Here is a 24,157-nt window from a genome sequence, read left to right on the forward strand (position 1 = left end):
TTTCTTTTAACCACGTTTTACAGAAAAAAGGCTCAAAACAGCAGGGGTTGGCAGATATGCCAACCCCTGCTGTTTTTTTGACATTAGATGTAGTCCAGAACGCATCTTAGCAGGAGATTGTGGAGCAGCAATATACCCTCTAAAAGAGAAAGGAACACGTGTGATCTACTTGTGTAAGCATCCCCCCTTCGCCCCCTTCAAAGGTAGGGCTGTTAAGTTCTACATTGGAGGCTTAAACTGCGGTAAAGTCCATTGCCTTTCTTGCAGAGTTTGAGGCTAACGCCTCACTGATTTGCAAACTTCAGCTCATTTAGGTCCAAGTTGAAAACTTGAACCATATCAATTTTTAGAACTTAACGGCCCTACCTTCATAGGGGAAGTCTCCGGTTTAGAGGCGGAAGTCAATTGCTACTTTCCCCTACACATTGCCAGTTCCAGTCTTTCCCGAGTGCGCCTCGCTTTTGGCCCTAGAATGGCAAAACTAAGCGCAAAAGACACCTCAGGCCGAAAGGGCAGTGCGCGAGGGGAAGACGGGGCCTCGCGGCCGTGAGCGCTTACCGTCAACGATGAAACAACACAGCACTTGCACCCACGCAAAAGACAGCCAAGCCAAGGGAACAGCAAACCCCCTGCACCTAAATATCTAAACCAATAAGTAAGATAAGCATCACTTTACTCCACCCGCTTCTGCGTCACGTAAAAATTAGGATCTACTTCCAACTCTGCAGTGCCTGCGGCTACAGCTGCTTTTTTCCAGGCGGAAGTAACCGGCTGAAGCCACATTTCCTTACTGCCAACGGTCACTTTAACCGGTAAGTTGAAACCAGCCACGGCGTTGTTCCAGCGGTATAAAAGGGCATTTCCTTCCTTCTTATACTCCAACACCGGAATGCGCACATCGCGCAGGTATTGGTTGAAGAACGGATTCAGGTCACGGCCGGTCTGCTTGCTGAGGTAGTTCTCTATCTGTGCCGAAGTAACGGTTTGGTGGTAAAACTCTTTGTTCAGGCCACGCAAGATTTTCCGCCATTTCTCATCATCGTTCACCACTTGCCGAAGAGTGTGCAGCATATTCCCGCCCTTGGGGTACATATCACCAGAGCCACTTGAATTGACGTCGTAGGTACCTATGATGGGCCGGTCATTTCTGATTCCCTGGCGGGTTCCAATCACGTATTCACTCCCGGCTTTCTTCCCGTGGTAATATTCCACAAAGAGGTTTTCAGAATAATTGGTGAAGCTTTCATGAATCCACATATCGGCCACGTCTTTGTAGGTAATGTTGTTTGCGAACCACTCGTGGCCGCTTTCGTGCACGATAATGAAGTCGAACTTCAGGCCCCAGCCTGTGCCGCTCAGGTCACGGCCCAGATAGCCGTTCTGGTACTTGTTGCCGTACGTCACCGAACTTTGGTGCTCCATGCCCAAATACGGTACTTCCACCAGTTTGTAGCTGTCCTCATAAAACGGGTACGGCCCAAACCAATGCTCAAAGGCTTTCAACATCTGCGGAACTTGCTTGAACTGCTCTTTCGCTTTGTCCAGGTTTTCGCGCAGCACATAATAATCGCAATCCAGTCTGCCCCTTTCACCGGCGTACACTTCAGAGAAGTGCACATAGTCGCCAATGTTCACATTTACGCCGTAGTTATTGATGGGATTGGTGACCGCCCAGCGGAAAGTCTTGGTTCCGTCTGCGTGTTGCTCCACCTTCCGTAAACGCCCGTTGGAAACATCTGTCAGATGTTGCGGTACGTTCACGCGTATCATCATGCTATCGGGTTCATCGTACATGTGGTCTTTGCAAGGCCAGAACAGACTAGCGCCGTCTCCTTGCACCGAGGTAGCAATGAAAGGATTGCCTTTAGAGTCTTTCTTCCAGGTCACTCCCCCACTCCACGGCGGATTGGTACTCACCTGCGGCTTACCGCTATACGTCACCTCCACGGTTTGTAACGTACCCGACACTTGCTTCGCGGCTAACTGAATAAACCAGGCATTTCCGTCCTGCTTCACTGTCAGATTCTGACCATTCTGCACTACTTTTTCTATGCGCATGGGTGGCTGCAAATCTATCTGCATCACTTGGTTCGACTTCAGCACCTTGTAGCGCACCAGGTTAGTCCCTCGCATGGTGCTGTCCTGCGGGTTCACCTTTATGCGCAGGTCATAGTGCACCAAATCCCACCAGGCCCGCTCTGGGGTGATGGAACCGCGTAAGGTATCTTGCCGGGTGAATGTAGGTGTAGTTTGGGCTTGGGCATCAGATATATTCAAAAGCCCGAGAAAGAAAGCTGCTCCTAAAAGCCAGGAAAGTCTGTTCTGCATTTTGAGGGTGTTTTCCTAAAAGTAGCTAAAAAGTAGCACCGTTTGAAGCCGGAAAATAAACTTTTTGATTTCTACTTAATCAAGGCAAACCTGTGAGGTCACCAAGACCTCACAGGTTTAAAAAGTACTGGATACTGGAGTGAGACTAAAGTCCCGTGCCTCAGAATATAGCGGGTCTCCAGACTCGCCGGGAGTCACCAGCAGCAAAAGAAGTAACATCAGTACCGTAAATGTACTCTAAGCGGCCAGATGCTTAAGGTCGCTCCCAATCGCGGAACACTTAAATTGAAAAGATCATCCTTTCTTCCCTGTCCTTTTCGACGTGGTCATCAATCTTTTCCCGTGCAGCAAAACCCTAAGTCTGGATTTTTTGAGGGAAAGATTGGGGAGTTGCCGTTCGTGCTCCTCAATGCTCAGTTTGTAAGCGGCAATAATATCCTTGTAGGCCAGCACCCCTACTATTTGGTTACCACCGGAGACCACCGGCAGAACGTCTACATTTTCCCGAGCCATCATTTCCACCGCCGTGCGCAGGCTGGCATCAGAAGAAATAGAGATATGTTTGCGTTTGATCAGCGTTCCCAACTGGGTAGCAGGATCATGGTGGTTGCTGAACAGGTTAGAAGAACTGATAATACCTTTGAAGGATTGGTCTGCACCCACTACCACAAAAAAGTTGCTGTTTTCGGCGTGTTCTTTCTCCAGCCATTCCCTGACCTCGTTTAAACGATTTTCTTCGCCCAGTACCAGCCTGTTCTCGCCCATCACCTGACCCACCGTCACTTTCTCCAGCAGATCGGGCTCATAGGAATGTGGCGTCTTCACACCTCGGCGGGCGATTTTCTCGGTCATGATGGTGTTCTCCATCAGGAAGAAAGACACAAAGTAAGAACCGGTGCAGGAGGCCAGCAGTGGCAGCAGGGCATTAGACTGGGAGGTGGTTTCTATGGCGAAGATAATGGACGTAAGCAGGGCCCGGGAAGCACCCGCAAACATAGCCGACATGCCCACCAGAGCCGCTAAGGTGAGCGTCACGCCCGCATCGGGGAACAAGTAAATGATGACACTGCCCAGCAAGGCACCGGTGGCCGCGCCAATGGTTAGCAAAGGAGCCAGCGTACCGCCCGATGTTCCGCTACCCAGAGAGACCGCCCAGGAAATGAATTTCAGCAGACACAAAGACAAGACAAACTGCAAGGGCATGTTGCCCGAAAGAATGTCAGTGATGTTATCATAGCCTACGCCCATGGTGCGCGGCGCGAAATACCCCACAACGCCAACAACCAAGCCGCCCAGCGCGGGCCACCACATCCAATGAATGGGGAGTTTCTCAAAGCTGTCCTCAATGAAATACACCACCTTGGTCACCAACACCGAAAGCAATCCCACTGCAATCCCAATGGCACTATACCCCACCAACGCCATGTTGGACGGCGCCTCAATCAGGTTCGCAATTGGGAAGACGGGGCCTTCCTCAAACATGAAGTGGTGTCCGGCCGCGCCGGTGATACAAGCCAGCGCCACCGGAATAATGGAGCGGGGCGAAAACTCGAACAGCAGCAACTCAATAGCCAGGAAAATGGCCGCAATGGGGCTCCCGAAGATGGCCGACATACCGGCCGTAGCCCCGGCGGCGAGCAGAATCTTGCGCTCATTGTGGGTGATTTTCAAGAGCTGCCCGAAGGTAGAACCCAAGGCTCCGCCCGTGGCGATGATGGGCCCCTCCGCCCCGAAAGGTCCGCCGGTACCAATGGAGATGGCCGAGGAAATGGGTTTGAGATAGGCAATGGATGGCTTGATCCGGCTCTGGTTTGTGAGCACCTGCTCCATGGCCTCAGGTATGCCGTGCCCGCGTATGGCTTTGGAGCCGTAAAGCGCCATCAGCCCAATGATAAGACCACCAATGGCCGGCACAATAATCACGAACAGTCCCAAATTATGATGGGCCGGGCTGGCCGGTTCCACAGAAAAGTTGCCGTAAAACGCGATGTTGGTGCACAGGTCTATGAGGTACACCAGGAGCTTGGCTACAAAACTGATACAAACCGCCACCAGCACGGCGAGTGCCGAAATAAGGAGTAAGCGCTGTTTATCGGCTTTTTTCTGGGGTTTGATGTGTTCGGCGGCTAAGGTGTCTTCCAGCGAGACTGAGATGGGAATTCCTTGGGGGGAAGTATTCTTCTGCATCGTTCTAGTTGTTTACTTTTACCAGTTTGGAACGTATTTCCTTCTTTGGTGCCGCAAAGGTACCATTCATAAAAGCAAAAGAGCAGAAAACACGCACTTATGATTATACGGGAGAAGCAGGGCTGGCTGAGAATGCTTTTTGTGTGGCGAGGCTCCATTCTGAAGGACATACTGCCCCGCTTGCTTCTTTTGGCCCTGTTTTCAGCGGCGGTCGTCTACTTTCTAGGTACGGCAGATGATGGATTCTCCCTCAACCCGGTTCCGTTTACGTTCCTGGGGATTGCCCTGGCCATCTTTCTGGGTTTCCGGAATAATGCCAGTTATGACCGGTTCTGGGAAGCCCGCAAACTCTGGGGTGCGCTCCTGAACACCACCCGTTCCCTGGCGCGGCAGGCTATTACCATGAGCGGCTTGCCCGCCGAAGCAAAGGAAACCCAGCACTTCATCCAGTTGCTCATCGCCTTTACTTATTCCCTCAAGCACCAGTTACGCCAAACCGATGCAGCCGTTGACCTGGAACGGCTGCTGCCCGCTGCGTTAACAGCCGATATTCTGAAACGAAGGTATAAACCCATTCGGCTCCTGAGGGAACTGGGCGCCTGGGTGCAACAGAGAAAACAGGAAGGCCGCCTAGATTCTTATACCCTGAACGCGTTTGACGCCAACCTCAACCACCTTTCTGACATTGTGGGCGGGTGCGAAAGGATTGCAAGCACGCCCATTCCTTACCCATACAGCCTGCTTTTGCACCGCACGGTCTACGCCTATTGTTATTTGCTGCCCTTCGGGTTGGTGGAAAGCAGCGGCTGGATGACGCCCCTCTTCGTGGCGCTGGTGGGCTATGCCTTTATGGGCCTGGATGTGATCATCGGCGAAATTGAAGAACCTTTCGGCCTGGAACCCAATGATCTTGCCCTAAACGGAATGTGCCGAATGATAGAAGCCACCCTGCTGGAACTAGCGAACCAGCCTCTACCAGTTTACCCAGACGAGGGTAAAAGCCATATAATGGACTAGCCCTGAATTTGACGTGAAATTGAAAAAATAGCCTTAAAATAGAAAAAGGTCCCCAACTTTGCAGGCGGAAAGAATACCTGCATCAAACAGAAGTGAGCAAGCCGAGATTCTGCGCCGGTTGCCGCTGCACAAACCCAGATGGAGTCCTCCATCCGTTGAAATGAAGAAAAGAATAAAAAGGCACTTCCGGATGGCCCGCTACGTGGCGTATCGCGAAACGCTGATCGATTATAAAGAACACCTCTGGACGTTTCTGGGGTCTTTTATAGGCATTGGACTCATTGGGCTTCTGAACAGCCACTACTTCACCGCCAACGACAACCTCTTCCTGATCGGGTCCTTCGGGGCATCCTCTGTATTGATTTACGGCCTCATCAACAGTCCACTGGCTCAACCCAGAAACCTGATTGGCGGGCATGTGGTCTGCGCCTTGGTAGGCGTTACGGTCCACAAGTTGGTCCCTCATGAGTTGTGGCTCGCCTCGGCACTTTCTGTTTCTCTATCCATTGTGCTGATGCAGATAACCAAAACGCTGCACCCGCCCGGAGGCGCTACTTCCCTCATCGCCAACATAGGTTCGGAGAAAATCAAGGCCCTCGGCTACCTGTATGTGCTTAGCCCAGTATTGAGCGGGGTGATTATGTTGTTACTGGTCGCGTTGTTGTTCAATAACATGACCAATCATCGCAGTTACCCCAGGAACAAGCAATGGTTTATGCTGTGGAAGAGAAAGTATAGGTAGGGTTTTGCAAAGAGGCGCTTTTCTGAGCCTTCCGTTTTACGCTTCTACAAACTCAGCTTGGTTCTCTAACTTAAACAACATAGAAAGTCCATCTAACAGCGCTTCAGACTCTCCGCGTTGACAGGCAGCCTTTAGTTCCACAACCGGCAGTTTCATGATTTTATTCAGGATGTTTTTGGTCACGCTCTCCAGCAATTCCTGCTCCTGTCCGCTGAGTTTTTTGAGCGCCCTTGCCACCTCCTGTTTTCCGGATTCGGTCGCACCATCTGGGAGTGACAGTTCACGCAGCCTTGTGCATGGGCCGTACCCGCCCGAAGGTGGTGTACTCCGTGCCCATGTTGAGTTCGGGGCGCGCTAGCTGGAACGCGATGATGACCCCGATGAGCATTCCGGCCACGCCCCAGAATAGGGTAGCGTAGGCGAAATCGCGGACAATCTTGTTGTCATAATAGAATGTTTCAACAGTGCGGACGCGTTCTTTGAGTGCCTCGCCCGGTGCTTTTAGAACCTCAGCTAACATGTGCGGTGTCCTCCATGGTTTTAGTAGAAATAGAAGTAATAGGTTGTTTTTCGGTTAAGTCAGAGTCAAAGAGAATGCGCACTGAGGGCGTATAATCGTCCTCGTACTGGCCGGAACGCACCGCCCACAGGAACCCTCCCAGGAACAGGATGGCCACCAGTAAGCTGATGCAGATAAGTAAGAAAATGATGGTCATGGCTAAGCCGGTATGTCTCTCCTGAAACAGGCAGCAGCGGTAGAGAAGTGAATGTGTCCGCTTCGGTGCTTACCTAGCCCTTTCAGTTGTTACAAAGGTCAGGAGTTGACAGAGGGAAAAAGATGACGGGCGTCAGTTTAGGGGGTGATTGATATCAAAGAGGGGATACTGGCGAGAAAAGATTGAGCGGAAGGCCCGTAAGTACATTTTAGCCAAAGTTTAAAGTATCCTACCCTAAGCTTTGGACATTTGTATAATAGTTTAATTTTAGACCTGTTCATCCAACAGGTCTACCATTCCGGCAAGCCTTGCAATATTTAATGGAAGTAGACTCAATTAATTTTTTCCTAAAGATTGACCCATGAGTACTATCTGATAAATTACACACATGAAAAATCAAGAAGAGTCTGTTTTGAATTATGCAGTTACCAGTAGTAAGAAGTTAGCAAAAACAAAAAGCATTTGGTTGTACCTACTAGTTGCAGTTGCTGCTTTTTATCTGAAATATAATAATGAAGGTTTACTCAGGGCTTTTCAATATTCTATAATGATTGGCGGCTTGTTCTATTTTGTTTACTTTTTCTACGAACTGATTCACTACATAAATTTTAAAACCACACCTAGATCTAAACTTCAGTTCCATAGCATCCTATTTCTCCTTCTCCTAAGTTGTTCAATGTACTTGCTGGCATGGTCCCAACTTGCCGAAATGATAGTGTATAGTTTAGGTGCCGCATCTCTATGGCATGTCATACTTTTAATTAAAGCAAAACGTAAGAAATAATAATAGGAGCTAGCAGCAATGAGAAACAACAACGCTGCCTGAACTACATCCATAAAAACCCAGTGGAAGCAGGTATAGTCAAAGAAGCCGCAGATTATGTCTACAGCAGTTCGATTGATTTGCGGGCGAGCAAGGTTTATTGAGAATTACCTACATGGAGCCTCTCTAAGGCGCGGAAGTTACTTCCGTGCCTTTCAACACTGCTGAAGTTTCCACACCTCCTTTTAGAGCTAATTCCCCAAAATCAGGCTTAAAACCTTTATTGTGGTTTCAAGAGTCACTGAAGTAACTTCCGCGCCATAGTAAATAAAGTACCTCTCAAAAGCTTGAAGACAAACCAAATCTATCTTCGTATTCTTTTCTGATGAGCGAGAAATACAAAATTCAGAATCAGGAGAAAGTTTACTTTATCACGTTTGCCGTAGTGCAGTGGGTAGACGTTTTTACCCGCCGTGAATACAAAGACATACTAGTAGAAAGCCTGAACTTCTGTCAACGGGAAAAAGGATTGGAAGTATATGCTTGGTGCATTATGACCAATCACCTTCACTTAGCCGTAGGAACTGAAGGTCGTTTCCCACTACAAGATATTATTCGAGACTTTAAGAAATTCACTTCTGTAGTCTTAGTACGGTCTATTGCCGAAAACCCGCAGGAAAGCCGAAAAGACTGGATGTTGGAACTGTTTAAAAATGCAGCGGAAAACAGCAGCAAACACCAGAATTACCGTTTCTGGCAGAACCAGTACCATCCAGTAGAGCTTTCAGAGAATGCCAAACAGCAACGTTGTCTAGACTATATTCACCACAACCCGGTAGATGCTGGAGTTGTAAGTGAAGCAGAAAGTTACGTGTATAACAGTGCCTTAGATTATGCTGGAGGGAAAGGGTTGGTGAATATCAGGTTTCTGGAATAGACTCTAATAAGCTTCAAGTACATGGTTAGTTAAGCCACTATGGCGCGGAAGTTACTTCCGTGCCTTCCAATACACAATTATAGGTTTATCTTTTAAAGCTCACTTCCAGAAAACAAGCCTAGAACGTAACTGTAGGTGCCCAAAAAGGCACGGAAGTAACTTCCGCGCCATAGTGCAGATTTCCAAAACATTTGTGATTAGGTATAAAGCGTTTAGGGCAGTCTTACCAAAAAAACAGGCTCTAAACGCTTTACCATTACACCCCTCCTACTTCTCTCCTTTAGCCTGCAACAATCCCATCCGCAGGGCCACCCATCGAACGCCCAACACAGAGCAGAGAATCACGCTTAAGGAACTGATGGGCATGAGAATGGCAGATACTACGGGGGTGAACAACCCGGTCACCGCCATAGAAAGCCCGATGATGTTGTAGAAGAAAGACACCATAAACGAGCCCAGTATGACGTTGAGGCTGCGGCGGGAGAACCGCAGGAACTTGGCTAGTTGCGTAAAGGAGCTTGCATCCAGAATGGCATCACAGCCCGGAGAGAATCCGTTCACGGTGTTGGTCACCGCAATTCCCGCATCACTCATTTGCAGCGCACCCGCATCATTGAGGCCATCTCCCACCATGATTACTTTATGACCTTCTTTCTTCAGCTGTTTAATATACGCCAGCTTATCGGCGGGTGACTGGTTAAACCGTAGCACGGCTTCCGTGCCGAAGATGCGTTGCAGGTTTTCCCGTTCGGCATCATTGTCCCCGGAGAGTACCGCCAGCTTTTTGCCCTGGCTTTGCAGCTCCTGTACAAGCTGAGGCAAGCCCTCGCGGTAATGGTTGGAGAACGTAAAGACGCTGCTCTGCTTTTCGCTTAGCTGCACGTACACGCGGGTCGCCAATCCGGTCGCTTGCTGCGGCAAGGCAAGGCCTCCGGCAAAGGAACGGGAACCCACTTTCACCAGAACGCCGTCTACCCAGCCTTGCACGCCTTTTCCGGAAATCTCCTCAAAATCGCGCACCGGTTTCACCGGCGCAGTTAAGTACCCGTACAGGCTCTGGCTTAACGGGTGCGTGGAATGCTGCAACAAAGACCGCAAACGGCTCTGGTCATCCAGGCTCAGTTCCTCACCCTGGTAGGTGATGTTGGTCTGGGTACTTTCGGTTAAGGTGCCGGTTTTGTCAAAGACAATGGTATCGGTTTTCGCCAGCGTTTCGGCTACGTCCCCGTTTTTGAGGTAGAATTTCTGCCGCCCGAAGATGCGGAGCGCATTAGACAAGGTAAACGGCGCACTCAAAGACAAGGCGCACGGACAGGCAATCACCAGCACCGAGGTAAAGGCTTTGATGGCCATGTCGGTATCGCGCGGCACCCAGTACACCAACGCGCCTACAGCGATGAGCAGCGTCACGGTAATGAAATAGCCCCCCACATTATCGGCGTACGTACCAACCCCGAAATAGCTTTTATCTTTCCGGAAGACATCATTGTTCCACAGCTGCGTGAGGTAACTTTGCGACACGTCTTTGATGACCTCCAGCTCAATGCTTTCGCCCGCCTGACGGCCTCCCGCGTAGATGATTTCACCGGCCACTTTGGGCACCGGTGCCGATTCACCAGACACAAAGCTGTAGTCAATAAACGCGGAGCCCCGCAGCAGAATGGCATTAGCGGGCACCAGTTCCTGGTTCCGGATGCGGATGCGCTTGCCCGGCGTGAGTTCTTTCACTGCCGTCACGTTTTCGGCCCCTTTTTCCAAAACCGTTACCGAAATAGGAAAGTAGGCTTTGTAGTCGCGGTCAAAGGCGAGGGCGTCATAGGTGGTTTTCTGCACGTATTTCCCAATCAGCATGAAAAACACAAGACCGGTGAAGGAATCCAGATAACCAGGTCCGCTTTGTAGGCAGATGTCATACAAACTCACGCTGAACAACGAGACCAATCCCAGACTGATGGGCGTGTCCAGGTTAATGTGCCGCTGCTTCAACGACTGCCACGCCGACTCAAAGAAGCCCCGCGCACTGTACAGCAACACCGGCAAGGCAAGCGCAATGCTCACCAATCCGAAGAAAGACCCGAACTGTTGCTTCACTTCCTCGCCAAACGCGAAATATTCCGGGAAGCTCAGCAACATGGTATTCCCGAAGCAGAAGCCCGCCAGGCCCAGCTTCAGGTTAACCCCGAAGTCCCGCTTCTGCTTCTTCCCAGACAAGCTGGAAAGGTTAAGGCTAGGTCCGTAGCCAATCTTATAAAGAAGCGTGACAATATTGCTGAGCTTGGTTTACTGCGGATTATAGGAAACTGATACCTCTTTGCGCGGGAAGTTCACCCGGGATTCTACCACGCCCTGATCCAGCTTGAACAGGTTCTCCAAGAGCCAGATGCAGGAACTGCAATGCATGTTGGGTATCTGGAACAGTACTTTGTTCAACGTGTCGCTCTGGAACGTGAGCAGTTGATTCAGCGTAGCGGTTTCGTCTAAATAAGCAAATTGGTTGACCTGTACTTCTTCGGATTTTACCGTTACGCCCGGCTTCTCGTCTGCATCCAGGTTATAGTAGGTGCAGAGGTTATTGGCGTACAGCAGTTCATACACTGCCTGGCAACCTGTACAGCAGAAGGCCTTTTCATCGGTGTAGATGGGTTCACTGGTGCACTCGTCACCGCAGTGGTAACAGTGTTCTTTTTCTTCAACAAGGATGGCGGCGGATTCCCTCATGACCTTTCGTTACTTTTATCACCCACAAAAGTACAGCAGCCTTCCCGCCAGAAGGATGATGCTGGTCATTCCCTTGCATGATGCATCTCATTGAAGCTCCCGCCTGTTCTACAGACTTTTGCATCATTCCTGCCGTACTTACAGCGGTTTGTTTTCTTTAACTACGAAGCGTATGAGATCTTCCTTTTTAACCCAGGTCATTCTATTTTCTCTGCTCTTATGGGCGGGCATGGTATTAGGCATTTCGTTTCTGGAAGCACCGGTAAAATTCACCGCCCCACAGGTCACGCTCGCCATAGGCTTAGGTATTGGCCGATTGGTTTTCGGCTTTCTGAACAAGTTTGAACTGGTGTTCTGCAGCGTGGTGCTGTTCGGGCTTATTTACAATCAGGCTTCTTTCAAAATAATACTTCCAGTGATTTTGCTTTCAGCGGTAATGGCTTTACAAACCCTCTGGCTTTTACCGGCTTTAGATGAGCGTGCATTACAAATCATTGCTAGTCAAGTGCCTGCTCCCTCTCATTTGCACCACATCTACGTGGGCCTGGAAGTTTTCAAATTAGGCATGTTATTGGGCACGGCTTCGGCGGTCTTCAAGCAACTTACTGTCCCGTCCATCTTGCCTCAAACCGTGCAACCCTCTTAACCTACATTAGCAATGACTATTTCAGAACAAGTGACAGAAACGGTGCCCTTAGAGAACCTAACGGCGCAATTAAAGTATCAGACTTCCAAATTCGCTCATAAGGTGTTGCTAGACCAGGAATACCAGAAAACGCATTTGTTTGCCTTTGCGAAAGGTCAGGAACTAAAGACGCACACCACGGCCACTCCTGCCCTGCTCATTATGTTGGAGGGAACCTGTGCGTTCCATATACACGGCAATTCTCAACAACTGCAACCCGGCCAGATCATTGCCATTCCAGCCAATGTCCCGCACTCCCTCACCGCTGAGACAGATTTCAAGATGGTATTGGTTAAATAATCAAAACCAAAGCACGACACTAGTAAGGAAATACAGCGATTTGCTCAGTTAGAACTAGCCGAAGAAACTTTCGAATTTCATCACACTCCTAGGTTTAAGGTAAGTCCTAGCTATTTACTACAATCAGATGCCAATCCCCTAAACCTGGTTGACTAGAAAGGAAAATTGAATAAAAGCAGAATAACTTCATTTCTGCTTTATTCAGTTTCTACACCATTTTACCCTCTTTTTCCATTTCCTTCTTGATGTTTGCTACCAGGCAATTGGTGGAAACGGGAGCTACATTTTGGGTAAGGGCTATGAGACTTACGCGCTGCACTACATTCATGATCCCAGATCCGGTGAGTTCATATTTTTGGGCAATCTCGGCTAGTTGAACTTCTTTGGCTAGCTTCAGCGGTTTGGGAAGGGCTTTCTGCCAAAGGAGTAACCGTTCTGCGGCGGTGGGTTTAGGAAAATGGATGATGGCATGGAAACGGCGCAGAAAAGCATCATCAATGTTGCTTTTCATGTTGGAGGCCAGAATCACCACGCCCGGAAAGCTTTCAATGCGTTGCAGCAGGTAAGACACTTCCTGGTTTGCGTATTTATCATGGGCATCGCGCACGTTGGTTCTTTTCCCAAAAAGGGCATCTGCTTCGTCAAAGAACAGAATCCAGTTTTTCTGGCGGGCCTTGTCAAATACCTTGGCTAGGTTCTTCTCGGTTTCTCCTATGAACTTGGACACAATCTGAGACAGGTCAATCCGGAAAACGTCTAGTTGGGTGTGTTTGCCCAGCAAGGTAGCCGTAAGGGTTTTTCCGGTGCCTGGCGGGCCGTAGAACAGGGCACGGTAACCGGGCTTAATCTTTTTGTACATGCCCCATTCATACAGCAACGTTTCATTGTGTTGTAGCCAGATCTGGATATCCTGAATTTGCTGAACTGTATGTTCGTTCAACACTAAGTCTGCCCACACTTGCTCAGTAGTGAGGTGCTCGGCGGCAAACTCAGGAGAAAAGCGGGGCCGCGAGACGCTTCCTAGGTTAAGAACTTCGGCCACTTCCTCGTCTAACAGCAACCGGCCACTTAGAGGAGGTTCACCTGCCTTTACCGGTTCTACTTGCAGCGTGCCGCTTTGCGAGAGCCACCCCGTATGGTGCAACAGTTTCAGAATCTGCAGGCGTTTCCCTAGGTGGTCGCCCGCCAAAACAAACATGGCAGTCTCGCCGGTAGGAAGAATGCCCCGGTGGTTTGTTCCCTTGCTGCCTCCAAACTCAGGAAAGTCACCGCCCTCAGGGAGAAAGTCCAGAATGATGTTGGTGTAAAAAGCCGGATTCAGGTGCGGAGCCAAAGCCAGTAGAATCATCACCAGTTCTTCGGGCGAGGGAGTAGTTTTCCGGAAGGCGCGTTGAAACCAATCTGACGTTAAAATCGCTTGCACCTGGCCATGGTCTAACAGGAAATCTCCTACCGCGCTTCCGGTGTAATGGCGCAGCCGGTTCTGAATTGTCTGCCCAAGAAAGTCAAGCAGTTGCTGGTGAAACCCATGTGTGGAGGGTTCTTTCAGAGTAACGGTATGCGCGTCTACGTCTTTCATGGGGTTTGCTTTCCTTACTCTTTGGATTGCTGCACTACGTGGGTTAATTCATGCACCAGCAACTGCTGACCACTGGAAGTACCTGGGGCATACTGACCATTGTTGAAATAAATGTCATTCCCGTGGGTGAATGCCAAGGCTCCCATTTCTTCGGCCATGGCCGCTGCTTCGGCATATGTGTGGATTCTGACGGCCGAAAAATCATGCTTCATTTTGCTGTTCAGATCCTGAAGTACTTGCGACGGCAAGGCAACTCCTTTCCCTTTGGAGGCTTGCAGCCTTTTTTCTACCTCCGGCGAGGCTACTTTGGCGTTTCCTGCCTCTTTTCGCTGAATTGATTCAGAAATGGCTCTGGGTTTCTGCCTTATGGCTTTCTTTTGAATAGGTTCTTTCTCAGGATCTTTCTTGGACGACTCGGCTTTCTGAAGTTTCTCCTCTTTTTTGTCTGGCTCTTTTGACTGCACCTTTGGTTCTTCCTCATTTTGTTTAGCCTGCAAAGAACCCTCTTCCTGCTTCAGATTTTCTGGCGGCACCTGGTTTTTCTTCTCTTCTTCTGCGGCTTTCTGTACCGTTTCTTTTTTGCGCTGGATTCCTGATTTCGTAATGAAACCAGAACCCGCATCTGTGGTTTTTCCCTTACCCCCGAAGAAGGGTTGCTGCTCTTTGATGTTCGGCTTGGCCCGCCGCGAATAGACTCTCATGTCATTGGAAATAAAAGATGGCGTGATACGGTTCTGCAGTGGAAGCGAGTCTCTTTCTGGCGTGGGTGCAGACAGAACGGGAACAACAGGTACGGGAGAGCTATCTTCGGAAAAGTAGGTTGAATTTTCTTGCTCTTTTCCATCCGCTTTCAGCGATAAGGCTGAGGGATTTTCTTCAGTTTGGTTTTTTTCTGGAGGGAACACAAGATAACCATTTCCCTTTAGATCATACACTATAAACGAGTACTCTTCTGTTGCTTCATGAGTAAGAAAAGTTAACAGGGTAGTACCACCAGAAAGACTGGACTTTGCTTCCTGTTCCGGTGAAAGAGGCTGCTTCTCCTCTTGGTTGGCTTCGCTGATATTCTGTTTAAGAGCAGTTTTTGTTAAAACAGGCCTTAAACCTTTGCCCGTGGTTTCTTCTACATTTCGGTCAGGAGTTTCTTTTTTATGGATACCTTTGGCCTTTTTACTCACCAGCGAACTGTTTGCGGGAGCAGTTGATTGGTTTGGAGGCGGTACGCTGCCGTCTGACGTAGATGGTACACTCGCTTTCGCGTTTTTCTCTTCCTCCAGTTTGGCCAGTTCCGCTATGAAAGCGTCTTTGTCTGCGACGGTGATGTATTGGTGCCACATGAAAAACAGGTTGACAAAGGAAATCTTAGTGGATAAGGGTACACCGGTAGCCTTGAGTTCTACCTTTTTCTGATTAAACTGCTCGTATTCAAGATTGCGGGATTCTTCTTCAATGGTTTTCACCACAAATTCCTGCAACTCTGGGGCTTTGGCGTACTTCCCCTTCATTTTATTGGTGTACTGCGTAGGCGTCAAATCTTTCTGAGTTTCAGGGTTCCGCAGGTCGGCCTTTATCTGGTTCCTGATGCCTTGTTTCTTTTCCGCCAGTTCTTTCTCGGCATCGCCGTTGATGGCTTTGTTCAGGATGTCTTTGCCCTGGTCGCCGGAGAAGTCTGGTTTCTGCAGGTTCATATCTTTGTACTCCGGCGGAATAAGCGTGCCGTCTTCTTTGAACTTAATGGGGAAATCAATCTTCAAGCTAAAAGCACCCATGTCTATCTGCTTTTCGGCTAGCACCCATTTGTGGTAGTACAGGTTCACGGTGGTTACCCAAAGGTCCAGGTCTACGCTCACGCTGCCGGTTAGCCGGAAAATGGCTTTGGGCGTGGCGTTCAGGAAAGCCCGAACCTCTTTGAACTGCAGCCCTTTCTGCATGTCCCAGCCGGCATCAACGGCTCCACCGGCTTCGGCATTTAAGCCCAACCCCGCCTCTCCCCCAATTTTCCCGCTGAGCGAGGCAATCAGGACCTGCGCTTTGAGACCGGCGTTGATGGACATGTACAACTCGGCATTGGCCGTTGACCCCAGTGAGCCGTGTATCTCCAGACTCACCTTCTCAATTTCGTTCAGGTTGGTTTCTTTGAAACCTACTTTCAATTCCTTTAGCACCAACGGTTCCCAGTCGAACTTAAAGGTGACGCCCCCGTCAATGAACGCCGAGACGCTCATGCCCGGAATGCCTACCAATGGAATCTGAATCTGGGGGAATTTGAGTAAATCTTTGCTAAAGTGGTAGCCTTCGCCGAAGGGCTTTAAGTCTTTGAGAACGATCTCTCCGGCCACCATCACTTGTTTTTCTGGGGTAAGCCGGACGCTTACTTTGCCGATGAGTCCTTTAAACAGGTCTACCTTTAATTCACCGTAACCAAACACCACTACTTTGCCGGTCTGGTCTGGTTCTCCCTGCGGTTCTCCTTTCTCGTTTACGGTTTTGTTGGTGACCCCCACTTCTAGCCCGCCATCAAAGCGGCCTTTCTTGTATTTGACGGTGGCCCGCACATCAAAGATTCCATCTGTGTACGTGATGGCGAGTTTGGGGCTAAGGCTGGGAACATTGGGCAAGTTGGGCTCAGCTTCGCCCTTTACACCTAGTTTGAGGTCTTCGCCTTTTTTGGCCATCACGGTCACTTCTACCGACCCGCTTTTAATGCCAGGCATTTCCTTGAGGGTCACGTTGGCCAGAAACTTGAGCTCGCCGGTGTCATTGAATTGAGCCGCCAGTTTCACGGTATCTACGCCCGGCACCGTCAGTTTTGCCTCCCCATCGGCTGAGAAGACACCCTTGCTATAGGCCACCTTCAGCTCGGCGCTTTTAATGCCTTTTACGGCATCTGCCTTCACTTCCAAGTCGCCCCCAATGCTCCAATCTCCGTTGTCATAGCCAATGTGAATATCGGCTTTACTGAACCAGCGTGAATCAAAACTGAAGGTGCCGTCAAACGCAATGGTTTTGCCTACTTTGGCAAAGATGTCGCCCTGGCCAAGGTTCTCAATGCTGAAGCCTAAACCACCGGCAACGGAGAGTCCGCTTTTGGTGCTGGCCTCCAGAATAATGCTGCTGTAATCTACCTGAAAAGGCTTAGGAATATTTTTTGCTATTTTATCCAACGGCACCTCGGCTCTTACCGTGAACTCATTGTTCTCCAAGGCAAATGATATGTCAATTCCTTTCAGAACAGAAAGGGTGGGGTCTACTTTCCCCTTCACACTTATGTCTAAGCCATTGAAAACTATATCCTCTTCATTAATTACAATGGGGCTCATCTTCTCCATAGATAGACCTTTCAGGGCAGGCGCTAAGATTGCCTTTGGGCCTTGCCCCTGGATGATGTAGCGGTCCTGGGCTTTTTCATCAAACTCAATCTTCTGCTTTTTAAATTTCTCTGCTTTCAGCAGTGATTTTCCGCCTGGGGTGTTATAGGTAAACTCCAGAGATTTCAGCTTTTTGGCCTGCTTATCATACTCCACATCTATTTTGAAAGCTCCAATGATGGTTTGTTTAGTAGAGTAAGGGAGCACATAGGAAGCCCTTTTGTCACTGGTGGTGAGCAGGAAATGATTGTCTGGAATGGTAGCCTCTTTAAGGGTGATGAATTTTTTATCAAAGGGATTGCCTTCTCCTTTCTCAGTGGAGACTTCTTTGTCGTAGTAATAACTTTCAAACGTTAAATTCTTACCGCTCAGATCAAAGTCGTCAACAAACGTGTCATATTTGTTTTTGATGTTGGCACCACTGGTAGGCACCCGTATGAAATTTTTGGCGTATTTAGCGGCTATTTTTGACAAATCACCTTCAATGGCGTTCCGGACCACGGTTCCCAACTTCCGGTTTACTTTTCTATCTAACAAGATGAGGTTGTCTAATCGGTCTGCCTCTTCCCCCAGAATTTGCCAGTCTATCATGTGCTCAATGTCATACAAAGTAGGAGTTCCTTTGTAATTCCAGAAAGGCACCAGCACTTCATTCACTATCTGCTCAAGGGTACCCACAATTCCTTTCTGTTTGCTTTGGAGCAAAGTAAGTTTTAGCAGTTTCCCCTCTTCCTCGTTCTCATTGCCGGCCAGTTCTTTAAGCTTGAGGTGAACCCCTTCTTTCACTCCTTTCTTCCATTTGGCAAGCTGTTTAGAATTCCTTTCTCCCTTCGGGATCTGAGTTCCTTTGAAATTTTTTAGCCAGGCTGCTTCTTCCTGGGTAATGTAGTATTTTTCGGTTTTGAGTTTTTTAATGTGGAACTCTATTTTGCCTTTGTTCCCCTTGGTGATATATCCTTCTTTAGCTGCGCTTTCCTCCAGTTCTGCCTGAGTAGCCTCACCTAAGGATTTCTTTTTTTCTGGCTCACCGTCCTTCCGTTGCACCTCAGCCTTCTTCTGGTGCAAAGCCCCGCCAGTTTGCTGCACCGTATGCGTGAGCTCATGCGCCAGGAGGTGTTTTCCCACGGAGGTTTCCGGGGCGTATTTGCTGTTATTGAAGTAAATATCCTGACCGTGGGCGAAGGCTTGGGCACCTAGTTCCTGGCTCATCTGCGCCGCTTCAGATCCGGTGTGCGTGCGTACTTTCCCGAAATCGGTCCCGAAACCTTCTTCCATTTCCTGCCGGGTTTTGGTGGGTAAGGGAGCACCGCTTCCCTTGGTACTTTGAATCTGCTGCTCCAGTGCGGGGGGAACGGTAGAACTTTCTGCGGCAGGATTCAGGGTTTCTTTTCTTTGTATCTCAAGGTTTTCCTCGTCTGGCCCGTAAATTTGCGCCTCATCAGTGTGCTGGGAGGGCGAAATTGGGCTGATGCTTTCAGCCAGAGGTTTGGTTTGCAGTTTTTCTCTGTCTTGCTTTTCTGGCATTTCCGCTGAGGTTTTCTGCATGATTTTGTCGGCCATGGCGTCTGCTTCCTGCTCGTAGGCATCGCCGGGCTGTCCTATCTCTATGCTGGCCTGCACCCCAGAGGCCGCAAAGAAGCTGTCTTCCCCCCGCTTGTTAAAGAAAGGCGACTGCTGGCTGCGCTGCAACAACGCGGCAGAGGAAGAAGATTTTTCAGAAGCGGTTTTCACATCGTTTTTCAGAAATCAGGCCCAATCTACCCAGAGGGTTTGAGGCATCCAGGATAACTTTATGAGGGAATAACTCCAGGGAAGCGAGTCCAGGAGCATGTCATAACTTTTCTGCTCCACTTGCAGGAGCCAGTCGCCGTCGGGTTTGCGGGAAAGCCGACCAGATCTTTGTAGAAAACTTTCGCGCAGCCCGGCCGGGCTGGTACTTTTCAGTACAGTCCAATACCGGATTACGGCTTCCAGCATCTTGGCGGCTTCTTCCTGTCCGGCTTGGGGCAAGGGCACTTCCGCTGGTACCGGAACCTCCAGCGGAAGTCCGCACAATAGTTTATTGAGCAGCAGTTCGGGCTCGGGCGTGCAGGTTTGACCGGTGACCAGAAACTGAAGCCAATTCACCGCTTCCAACGGCTGTACCAACGTTTTGTCTATTGCCACTCCCCCACTTTGCAGGTACGTTTCAAGGAAAGGAGCCAGCAACACCAAACCCGCATTTTGGATGTAAAGTCCGTCAGTTTCGTCTTCTGTTGCAAACTCACTCGAAGTACTTTCTATTGAATGTGCTTGAGCCATTTCCGAAGACTCGTTTCCTTTCTGAGAAGCGTTTTCAGACAGATTTTCTTCAGCAGTTTCTTCTTCCGGATTGGAAATGGTCTTCTTTTTCAAATTTGCCTCTGAAACGGTAGAACTTGCCGTAAGGCGCAAAACCTCTTCCACCATTTCCGGCGGAAACTGGTACACCAAGCGTTCCACTGCGGTGTTGTTCTTCAGAAGCGTTTGGAGAAAACCGCCTAAGGAATGGGAACTATGCTCTTGCAGGAAAGCAAGAGTTTTAGTGCTGAATTCTTCAAAACTGCTGAAAATCGCCCACCAAGGTAAATACCCTTTCTGAAGGAAAAAGGCAAACGTCTCCCAGACCGCTTCCTGCGCTGAAACCACCTTGGGCTCTGCCGATGAGGGTTCTACCGTTGAAGGTTCTGCTTTTTGCTCTTTCTGGTGGCTTTTCAGTCTATCCAAGCTTCCTGTCTGCGGCACTGTCTCCGTTTTCGCATTTGCCAGAGGAGAAACCACGGCACCCTGCAGCGATTGCAGGATTTGCTCTACCATTTGTTCTTCCAGGGAAGCAACTTTGCTTATTTGGACGGTAAGGTTTAGCTGGTCTATTCGTAGAATCTGGTCTGGAGGTGAGATGCGATCAAAGAAATCGTTCAGGGCGGGAGAAAGTTGTTCCTGCACCAGTCGGCTTACCCGTTGCTGAAGGTCCAGGGCCTGCTCCACGGCGGGTACCTCCAGTTCAATCACTTGTTTCCGGATGAGGTGCATGTTTTTAACTAGATTATAGCGGAATAACTTTTTCCTTTGTGATAAAGCAGTTGTCATTTACTCCAAGTAGCCAAATACGCAGTTTCCTTTGTTGATTATTATAATCACCAGTGGGTGTCTGGGAGAATAAAGGTCGCCCACTTTCAAAAATCCACAGGAAATTCATGCTTTCACCAATAACACCATAAGAAATTACCCCATCTTTCCTTGACGCTTCAATTTGCCAATTGTCAGAATTCAACTCCTTTTCACATAGGTTTTTAGAAATATTTTTGCATTTGTCCAGATAAACACAACCAAACTTTTTACCCTCTACTTGCACCTTGTTTTCGACATCTTCTAAATACCACGTATGCTGATCATATTTCACGCTGATAGTATAATCATGTCCGGAAGAAAACCTTACTTTCATTTCAAATTTAAAATGGAAGCAAACAAATGTTTCAAATCCTATTAAACGATTTACAGGGTCAAAATGAACCTTGAAGAATTCTTGATTTCCAATTAATTCAAAACACTTTTCATTTAAAGCTTTTACAAACGCAGTTAAGCTGTCCTCAAAGTTTCCTGAATTCACTGTACTTAAAGTATTTCGATAGATACTCCGTAGATCGTCTGATTGTAAGTGATAGAACTTTTCGCCTTTCTCATCCCCAATAATAAGCTGACCTTCCAGCTCTTCCTTCCAATCAACGATGGTTTGAGCAGGCTTAGGCATCCACAGCGGATACCAACACCGTTCGGCTTTACCGTCGCAGGGCAGGTCACAGGGTTCTTCTACAGGTGGGCACTTATGAGGCTCTATATTTACAATTTTTTGCAGACCGGAGATATCTTCTACAGTAATCTTCTTTCCTTCTCCATTGGGAATCTGTATTGAGTAAGAACTTGGTTCGGCAGGCTTGCCATCTACTGTATAAGAACCAGTACCACCACTGATCTGCAAGGTAACTGTGAAGAAAGCACCTGTTCGGTCGCATACCGGTTCAGAAACTTCTACCATCAAATCTGAGGGTTCTTCCGGCGGAGGCACTTCCAGGTTAAACTGTATAGGTGGACAATCTGAGCAACAGAGATAGGGCAGGTAAAAATCAGCAAATACGTGTCCCAAGGGAATCTCAGCTAGTTGTTGTGTTTCAGGCTGCTCTCCTAAAATCACAAGCAATGGTTTGTCTATCTCATTTACCTCAATATCCTGGGCAGGAAATCCAGCAAAAATGACAGTAAGCGTAGTAGGCAGCGTGTTGATGTAAAATAAAAAGAGGCCATCTGTTTTGGTAGACACTCCCCAGGTGGTATTTTTCACCATCACCGTTGCCCCAGCCAAGGGGTTCTTGTTAAGGTCAACTACCCGTCCTTGAACCTGAAAGCGTCCCTTTTTGGGTATAGTCTCTTCTTGGCTGTCTTCATCAGCATACACTAAAATAAGAGTTCCACCCACAGGTACGCCTGCTTTGTGAGTTATTCCCGGGTGTTTCTGAATGTAATTGCCAAACAGCAGCTGTTTTTGAATTTGCTCCAACCGTTGGTGGTAAGTATCCAGCAGAGAAGTAAATGCTTCTTTTTGGCAGGTACTAATTAACGTGTCTAGATGGTCAATTATGTCTTCAAGTTCCCAAGGGTTATCCTGATCTTTTCCATTAGAATTTACCATCAATTCCTTCAATTGTCTGATCAAGGATGCGGTGTTAGCCTTTAGTTTCAGGTTAAGTTTGTGGAATGCCTCTAGGTTGAATTGCGTAAGCTGTGCAGATTGACTCAGATACTCAGCCATCTCCACTAAGTAATGTATTAAGAGCAGCACAGCCTCTACTTTTGTCTCTAGCCCTAAGTACAGCACTCTGTTGTAAGTATCCTCTAGGTTATGCACCAAATACGTCTGCTCGTATAAAGCTCCCAATGAGTTTTCTTCATATAGGAGGCTACTCTCACCCTTTCTAAAATAGTCAAGTTTAGAATTAGAAAATCCAGTCACAACCTCAGAACTCAAAAACTCCGATGTTCCCTTCTCGTGACTTTTTTCATTAACTTTAGTTACTGATGAAACCTTTGAATCATTTGGCGTTTTTATCTTGTAGAAATAAGCAATCTCGCGCTGCAAGTGGCAAAGCAGTTCTTCTTTCAGGGATTGGTAAATGGCTTCCAAGTCCTGAAAGGAACAAGCATGCGTGCGCCAATCCTGCACGTTTTTGTGATTTCGGCCCGTTTTCAGAACCACCACGTCAAAGGGCAACCGGTATTGCCTACGGAGTTGGAGTATTCGGCTTAACGCGTACAGCCAAGGCATGCCCACGTGACCTTCCACCCGTAAGAAGTTATAAGGCTCCAGTTCATACTCCAGCGGTTTCTGTACAAAATCTTCCACTGGTGAAGGGTAACTGGAAGCGTGGTACGAGAGGTTGTTCTTAGCTTTGTTCTGCCGGGTTTTCTGCGGACTCCAGGTTTCATACAAGGGCGGTGTTCCCTCGGTTGCTTTGTAGTAAAATGGTATGGCTTTCTCTGAGAGTGGAGTTTTCCCCAGGTAGCTGGGCGTGATTTTAATATTGGTTCCTCCCCGGCGGGCATTGTTTGAGAATGTCTGAACCATTGATGACGGAACAGTAAACGTTTCCACCATCCTGATGAGCCGCTGGAACAGTTGGCGCAGTTGGGTGCCCAGGTGTTGTTGATGGCTGAACAGCGGCGAAGCCAGGAAGTAGTGCCTATACTTACTGTAGACTTGGGTAGTGTCTTCAGTGGCCAGCCCCAGGAAAAGATGCCGGGGAAACAGGTCATCATCTGGGCAGCAAACGCTGGTGATTTCCAGGCCGCGCACTCTTATTTCATTGTACGCCTCCAGAAGATCAGAGAAGAAATCATGGTAGTACGGATACAGCAGCGGGTTGGTGAGCGTGAGTTTATCTCCGGCGTAGGTGTAAGAACTACCCAACTGCTGCAGCACGGTATCAGTCAGGTTGCCCAACAAAGGCTGGTACAGCGTGAAAGCCTTCAGCAGGACTTCCTTTATCTGGTCCACAGTAGTTTTGGTGAGAGTAGCCCGAAAACCTTCTATGACTTCCTGGGTGGTGAAGATGGCGGGAGACTGAACCGGGACATTGAACCGTTTCAGTTTTACCTCGGGCAGCAGGGCCTGGGCTTGTTGCAGGTTTTGCAGTTGCTCTGGGCTGGGACCATTGCCCGTTTCTGCTTTCAGGAGTAAGTCGGCGTTGGTTTTCTCCAGCAAAAGGTAACGGTAAGCTACCTCAATCACAGAGCCCCGGTCATCACAGGAATAAGGAGAGCAGTTTTTGAGGTTCTCTTCCTGTAACTCCACAAACACCACCACCACTTTGTCCCGCAGGAAACCGGCCGAAAGGTCATTGGCACCACCTGAAGGCAGCAGTTCCCACAACGGAAATTGCTGCCGGGGTACTGCGCTGGTGTAAAACGAAGGATAATCTACCTGCTCTGGAAGGGCGTACGTTTGGTACCGCTTCAATACCGCCTCTGGCAAGGAAACCAGGTAGCCCGCTGAAGTCACCCCGCAGCCCTTGGTCACCGTGATCTGGTTTTGGGCGGAGTCGGGCTTCACCTCCAGTCCGCACACCACGCCAATCCCAATCAGGTTTGTTCGGGTGAGGCGGTTTTGCTCATCCAGGTACTGGAACAAGTCGTTCAGGTGGTCTTTTTTCAGCACCTGGTTGGCGACAAACTGCGGATAGGTGAGTTGGGTGGGTTCCATTTTTCTGGAAGTTAAAGTGTATTCATCTGGTGCGCTTGTTCCTGT

General features: G+C 48.8%; 17 protein-coding genes. 6 read left to right on the forward strand and 11 right to left on the reverse strand.

The genetic code is table 11. From position 1 onward, the window contains the following. Positions 1-672 precede the first annotated feature (672 nt). A complete protein-coding gene (locus ACY0JR_RS12635; protein WP_462634460.1) occupies positions 673-2,328 on the reverse strand; it encodes a M1 family metallopeptidase in 1,656 nt (551 codons plus the stop codon). A 294-nt stretch (positions 2,329-2,622) separates the two neighbouring features. After that, on the reverse strand, positions 2,623-4,515 hold the full coding sequence (locus tag ACY0JR_RS12640) for a chloride channel protein (protein WP_462634461.1): 1,893 nt from the start codon (positions 4,513-4,515) through the stop codon (positions 2,623-2,625). 99 nt (positions 4,516-4,614) lie between these two features. Between ACY0JR_RS12640 and ACY0JR_RS12645 the strand changes: the two genes are divergently transcribed. Next, a complete protein-coding gene (locus ACY0JR_RS12645) occupies positions 4,615-5,532 on the forward strand; it encodes a bestrophin family protein (protein ID WP_462634462.1) in 918 nt (305 codons plus the stop codon). A gap of 160 nt (positions 5,533-5,692) precedes the next feature. After that, positions 5,693-6,274 (forward strand): HPP family protein, encoded by a 582-nt coding sequence (locus tag ACY0JR_RS12650; RefSeq protein WP_462634463.1) that lies wholly within the window; start codon positions 5,693-5,695, stop codon positions 6,272-6,274. A 36-nt stretch (positions 6,275-6,310) separates the two neighbouring features. Here ACY0JR_RS12650 and ACY0JR_RS12655 read toward each other — a convergent pair whose 3' ends face one another. The 3 genes from ACY0JR_RS12655 to ccoS are packed head-to-tail and all read right to left on the reverse strand — an operon-like array spanning position 6,311 to position 6,990. Further along, positions 6,311-6,562, reverse strand: a complete 252-nt coding sequence (locus ACY0JR_RS12655; RefSeq protein ID WP_462634540.1) for a hypothetical protein — start codon at positions 6,560-6,562, stop codon at positions 6,311-6,313. Beyond that, positions 6,555-6,794 carry a hypothetical protein gene (locus tag ACY0JR_RS12660; protein ID WP_462634464.1) on the reverse strand — a complete coding sequence of 80 codons (240 nt, stop codon included), beginning with the start codon at positions 6,792-6,794 and terminating at the stop codon, positions 6,555-6,557. Before ACY0JR_RS12660 ends, ACY0JR_RS12655 begins: the two co-directional genes overlap by 8 nt. Then, positions 6,784-6,990 (reverse strand): cbb3-type cytochrome oxidase assembly protein CcoS, encoded by a 207-nt coding sequence (gene ccoS, locus ACY0JR_RS12665; RefSeq protein ID WP_462634465.1) that lies wholly within the window; start codon positions 6,988-6,990, stop codon positions 6,784-6,786. The genes ACY0JR_RS12660 and ccoS overlap by 11 nt, the downstream gene beginning before the upstream one ends. A gap of 388 nt (positions 6,991-7,378) precedes the next feature. On the opposite strand from ccoS, the gene ACY0JR_RS12670 reads away from it, so the two are divergent. Both ACY0JR_RS12670 and ACY0JR_RS12675 read left to right on the forward strand, forming a co-directional pair. Further along, a complete protein-coding gene (locus ACY0JR_RS12670) occupies positions 7,379-7,774 on the forward strand; it encodes a hypothetical protein (RefSeq protein ID WP_462634466.1) in 396 nt (131 codons plus the stop codon). A gap of 364 nt (positions 7,775-8,138) precedes the next feature. After that, on the forward strand, positions 8,139-8,690 hold the full coding sequence (locus ACY0JR_RS12675) for an REP-associated tyrosine transposase (protein WP_462634467.1): 552 nt from the start codon (positions 8,139-8,141) through the stop codon (positions 8,688-8,690). Between the two features lie 267 nt (positions 8,691-8,957). On the opposite strand, the gene ACY0JR_RS12680 is transcribed toward ACY0JR_RS12675, so the two are convergent. Then, on the reverse strand, positions 8,958-10,901 hold the full coding sequence (locus tag ACY0JR_RS12680) for a heavy metal translocating P-type ATPase (protein WP_462634468.1): 1,944 nt from the start codon (positions 10,899-10,901) through the stop codon (positions 8,958-8,960). A gap of 69 nt (positions 10,902-10,970) precedes the next feature. Further along, positions 10,971-11,408: a heavy metal translocating P-type ATPase metal-binding domain-containing protein gene (locus ACY0JR_RS12685; RefSeq protein WP_462634469.1), complete on the reverse strand. Its 438-nt coding sequence runs from the start codon at positions 11,406-11,408 to the stop codon at positions 10,971-10,973. A 172-nt stretch (positions 11,409-11,580) separates the two neighbouring features. Here ACY0JR_RS12685 and ACY0JR_RS12690 point away from each other — a divergent pair, with 172 nt between their 5' ends. Together ACY0JR_RS12690 and ACY0JR_RS12695 are read left to right on the forward strand one after the other, a co-directional pair. Then, positions 11,581-12,054 (forward strand): hypothetical protein, encoded by a 474-nt coding sequence (locus tag ACY0JR_RS12690; protein WP_462634470.1) that lies wholly within the window; start codon positions 11,581-11,583, stop codon positions 12,052-12,054. A 12-nt stretch (positions 12,055-12,066) separates the two neighbouring features. Further along, positions 12,067-12,393: a cupin domain-containing protein gene (locus ACY0JR_RS12695; protein WP_462634471.1), complete on the forward strand. Its 327-nt coding sequence runs from the start codon at positions 12,067-12,069 to the stop codon at positions 12,391-12,393. A gap of 208 nt (positions 12,394-12,601) precedes the next feature. Here ACY0JR_RS12695 and ACY0JR_RS12700 read toward each other — a convergent pair whose 3' ends face one another. The 4 genes from ACY0JR_RS12700 to ACY0JR_RS12715 are packed head-to-tail and all read right to left on the reverse strand — an operon-like array spanning position 12,602 to position 24,112. Further along, entirely contained in the window at positions 12,602-13,972 is a 1,371-nt protein-coding gene (locus tag ACY0JR_RS12700) for an ATP-binding protein (RefSeq protein ID WP_462634472.1), read from the reverse strand. A gap of 14 nt (positions 13,973-13,986) precedes the next feature. Then, complete coding sequence (locus tag ACY0JR_RS12705) at positions 13,987-19,071, reverse strand: eCIS core domain-containing protein (RefSeq protein ID WP_462634473.1); 5,085 nt, start codon at positions 19,069-19,071, stop codon at positions 13,987-13,989. A 15-nt stretch (positions 19,072-19,086) separates the two neighbouring features. Continuing rightward, entirely contained in the window at positions 19,087-20,391 is a 1,305-nt protein-coding gene (locus ACY0JR_RS12710) for a contractile injection system tape measure protein (protein ID WP_462634474.1), read from the reverse strand. Positions 20,392-20,404: 13 nt separating this feature from the next. Next, the gene (locus ACY0JR_RS12715; RefSeq protein ID WP_462634475.1) at positions 20,405-24,112 is read right to left on the reverse strand and encodes a carboxypeptidase-like regulatory domain-containing protein; all 3,708 of its coding nucleotides are present in this window, start codon (positions 24,110-24,112) and stop codon (positions 20,405-20,407) included. Between the last annotated feature and the right edge of the window lie 45 nt (positions 24,113-24,157).

The sequence above is a fragment of the Rufibacter sp. JT3400010 genome (assembly GCF_054956755.1).

What these genes read in the sequence shown, in the direction of transcription:
- ACY0JR_RS12645 (WP_462634462.1), top strand. Translation starts at nt 4,615, where the DNA reads ATGATTATACGGGAGAAGCAGGGCTGGCTGAGAATGCTTTTTGTGTGG.
- ACY0JR_RS12685 (WP_462634469.1), bottom strand. Translation starts at nt 11,408, where the DNA reads ATGAGGGAATCCGCCGCCATCCTTGTTGAAGAAAAAGAACACTGTTAC.
- ACY0JR_RS12690 (WP_462634470.1), top strand. Translation starts at nt 11,581, where the DNA reads ATGAGATCTTCCTTTTTAACCCAGGTCATTCTATTTTCTCTGCTCTTA.
- ccoS (WP_462634465.1), bottom strand. Translation starts at nt 6,990, where the DNA reads ATGACCATCATTTTCTTACTTATCTGCATCAGCTTACTGGTGGCCATC.
- ACY0JR_RS12640 (WP_462634461.1), bottom strand. Translation starts at nt 4,515, where the DNA reads ATGCAGAAGAATACTTCCCCCCAAGGAATTCCCATCTCAGTCTCGCTG.
- ACY0JR_RS12710 (WP_462634474.1), bottom strand. Translation starts at nt 20,391, where the DNA reads ATGCACCTCATCCGGAAACAAGTGATTGAACTGGAGGTACCCGCCGTG.
- ACY0JR_RS12670 (WP_462634466.1), top strand. Translation starts at nt 7,379, where the DNA reads ATGAAAAATCAAGAAGAGTCTGTTTTGAATTATGCAGTTACCAGTAGT.
- ACY0JR_RS12660 (WP_462634464.1), bottom strand. Translation starts at nt 6,794, where the DNA reads ATGTTAGCTGAGGTTCTAAAAGCACCGGGCGAGGCACTCAAAGAACGC.
- ACY0JR_RS12700 (WP_462634472.1), bottom strand. Translation starts at nt 13,972, where the DNA reads ATGAAAGACGTAGACGCGCATACCGTTACTCTGAAAGAACCCTCCACA.
- ACY0JR_RS12675 (WP_462634467.1), top strand. Translation starts at nt 8,139, where the DNA reads ATGAGCGAGAAATACAAAATTCAGAATCAGGAGAAAGTTTACTTTATC.
- ACY0JR_RS12715 (WP_462634475.1), bottom strand. Translation starts at nt 24,112, where the DNA reads ATGGAACCCACCCAACTCACCTATCCGCAGTTTGTCGCCAACCAGGTG.
- ACY0JR_RS12695 (WP_462634471.1), top strand. Translation starts at nt 12,067, where the DNA reads ATGACTATTTCAGAACAAGTGACAGAAACGGTGCCCTTAGAGAACCTA.
- ACY0JR_RS12635 (WP_462634460.1), bottom strand. Translation starts at nt 2,328, where the DNA reads ATGCAGAACAGACTTTCCTGGCTTTTAGGAGCAGCTTTCTTTCTCGGG.
- ACY0JR_RS12650 (WP_462634463.1), top strand. Translation starts at nt 5,693, where the DNA reads ATGAAGAAAAGAATAAAAAGGCACTTCCGGATGGCCCGCTACGTGGCG.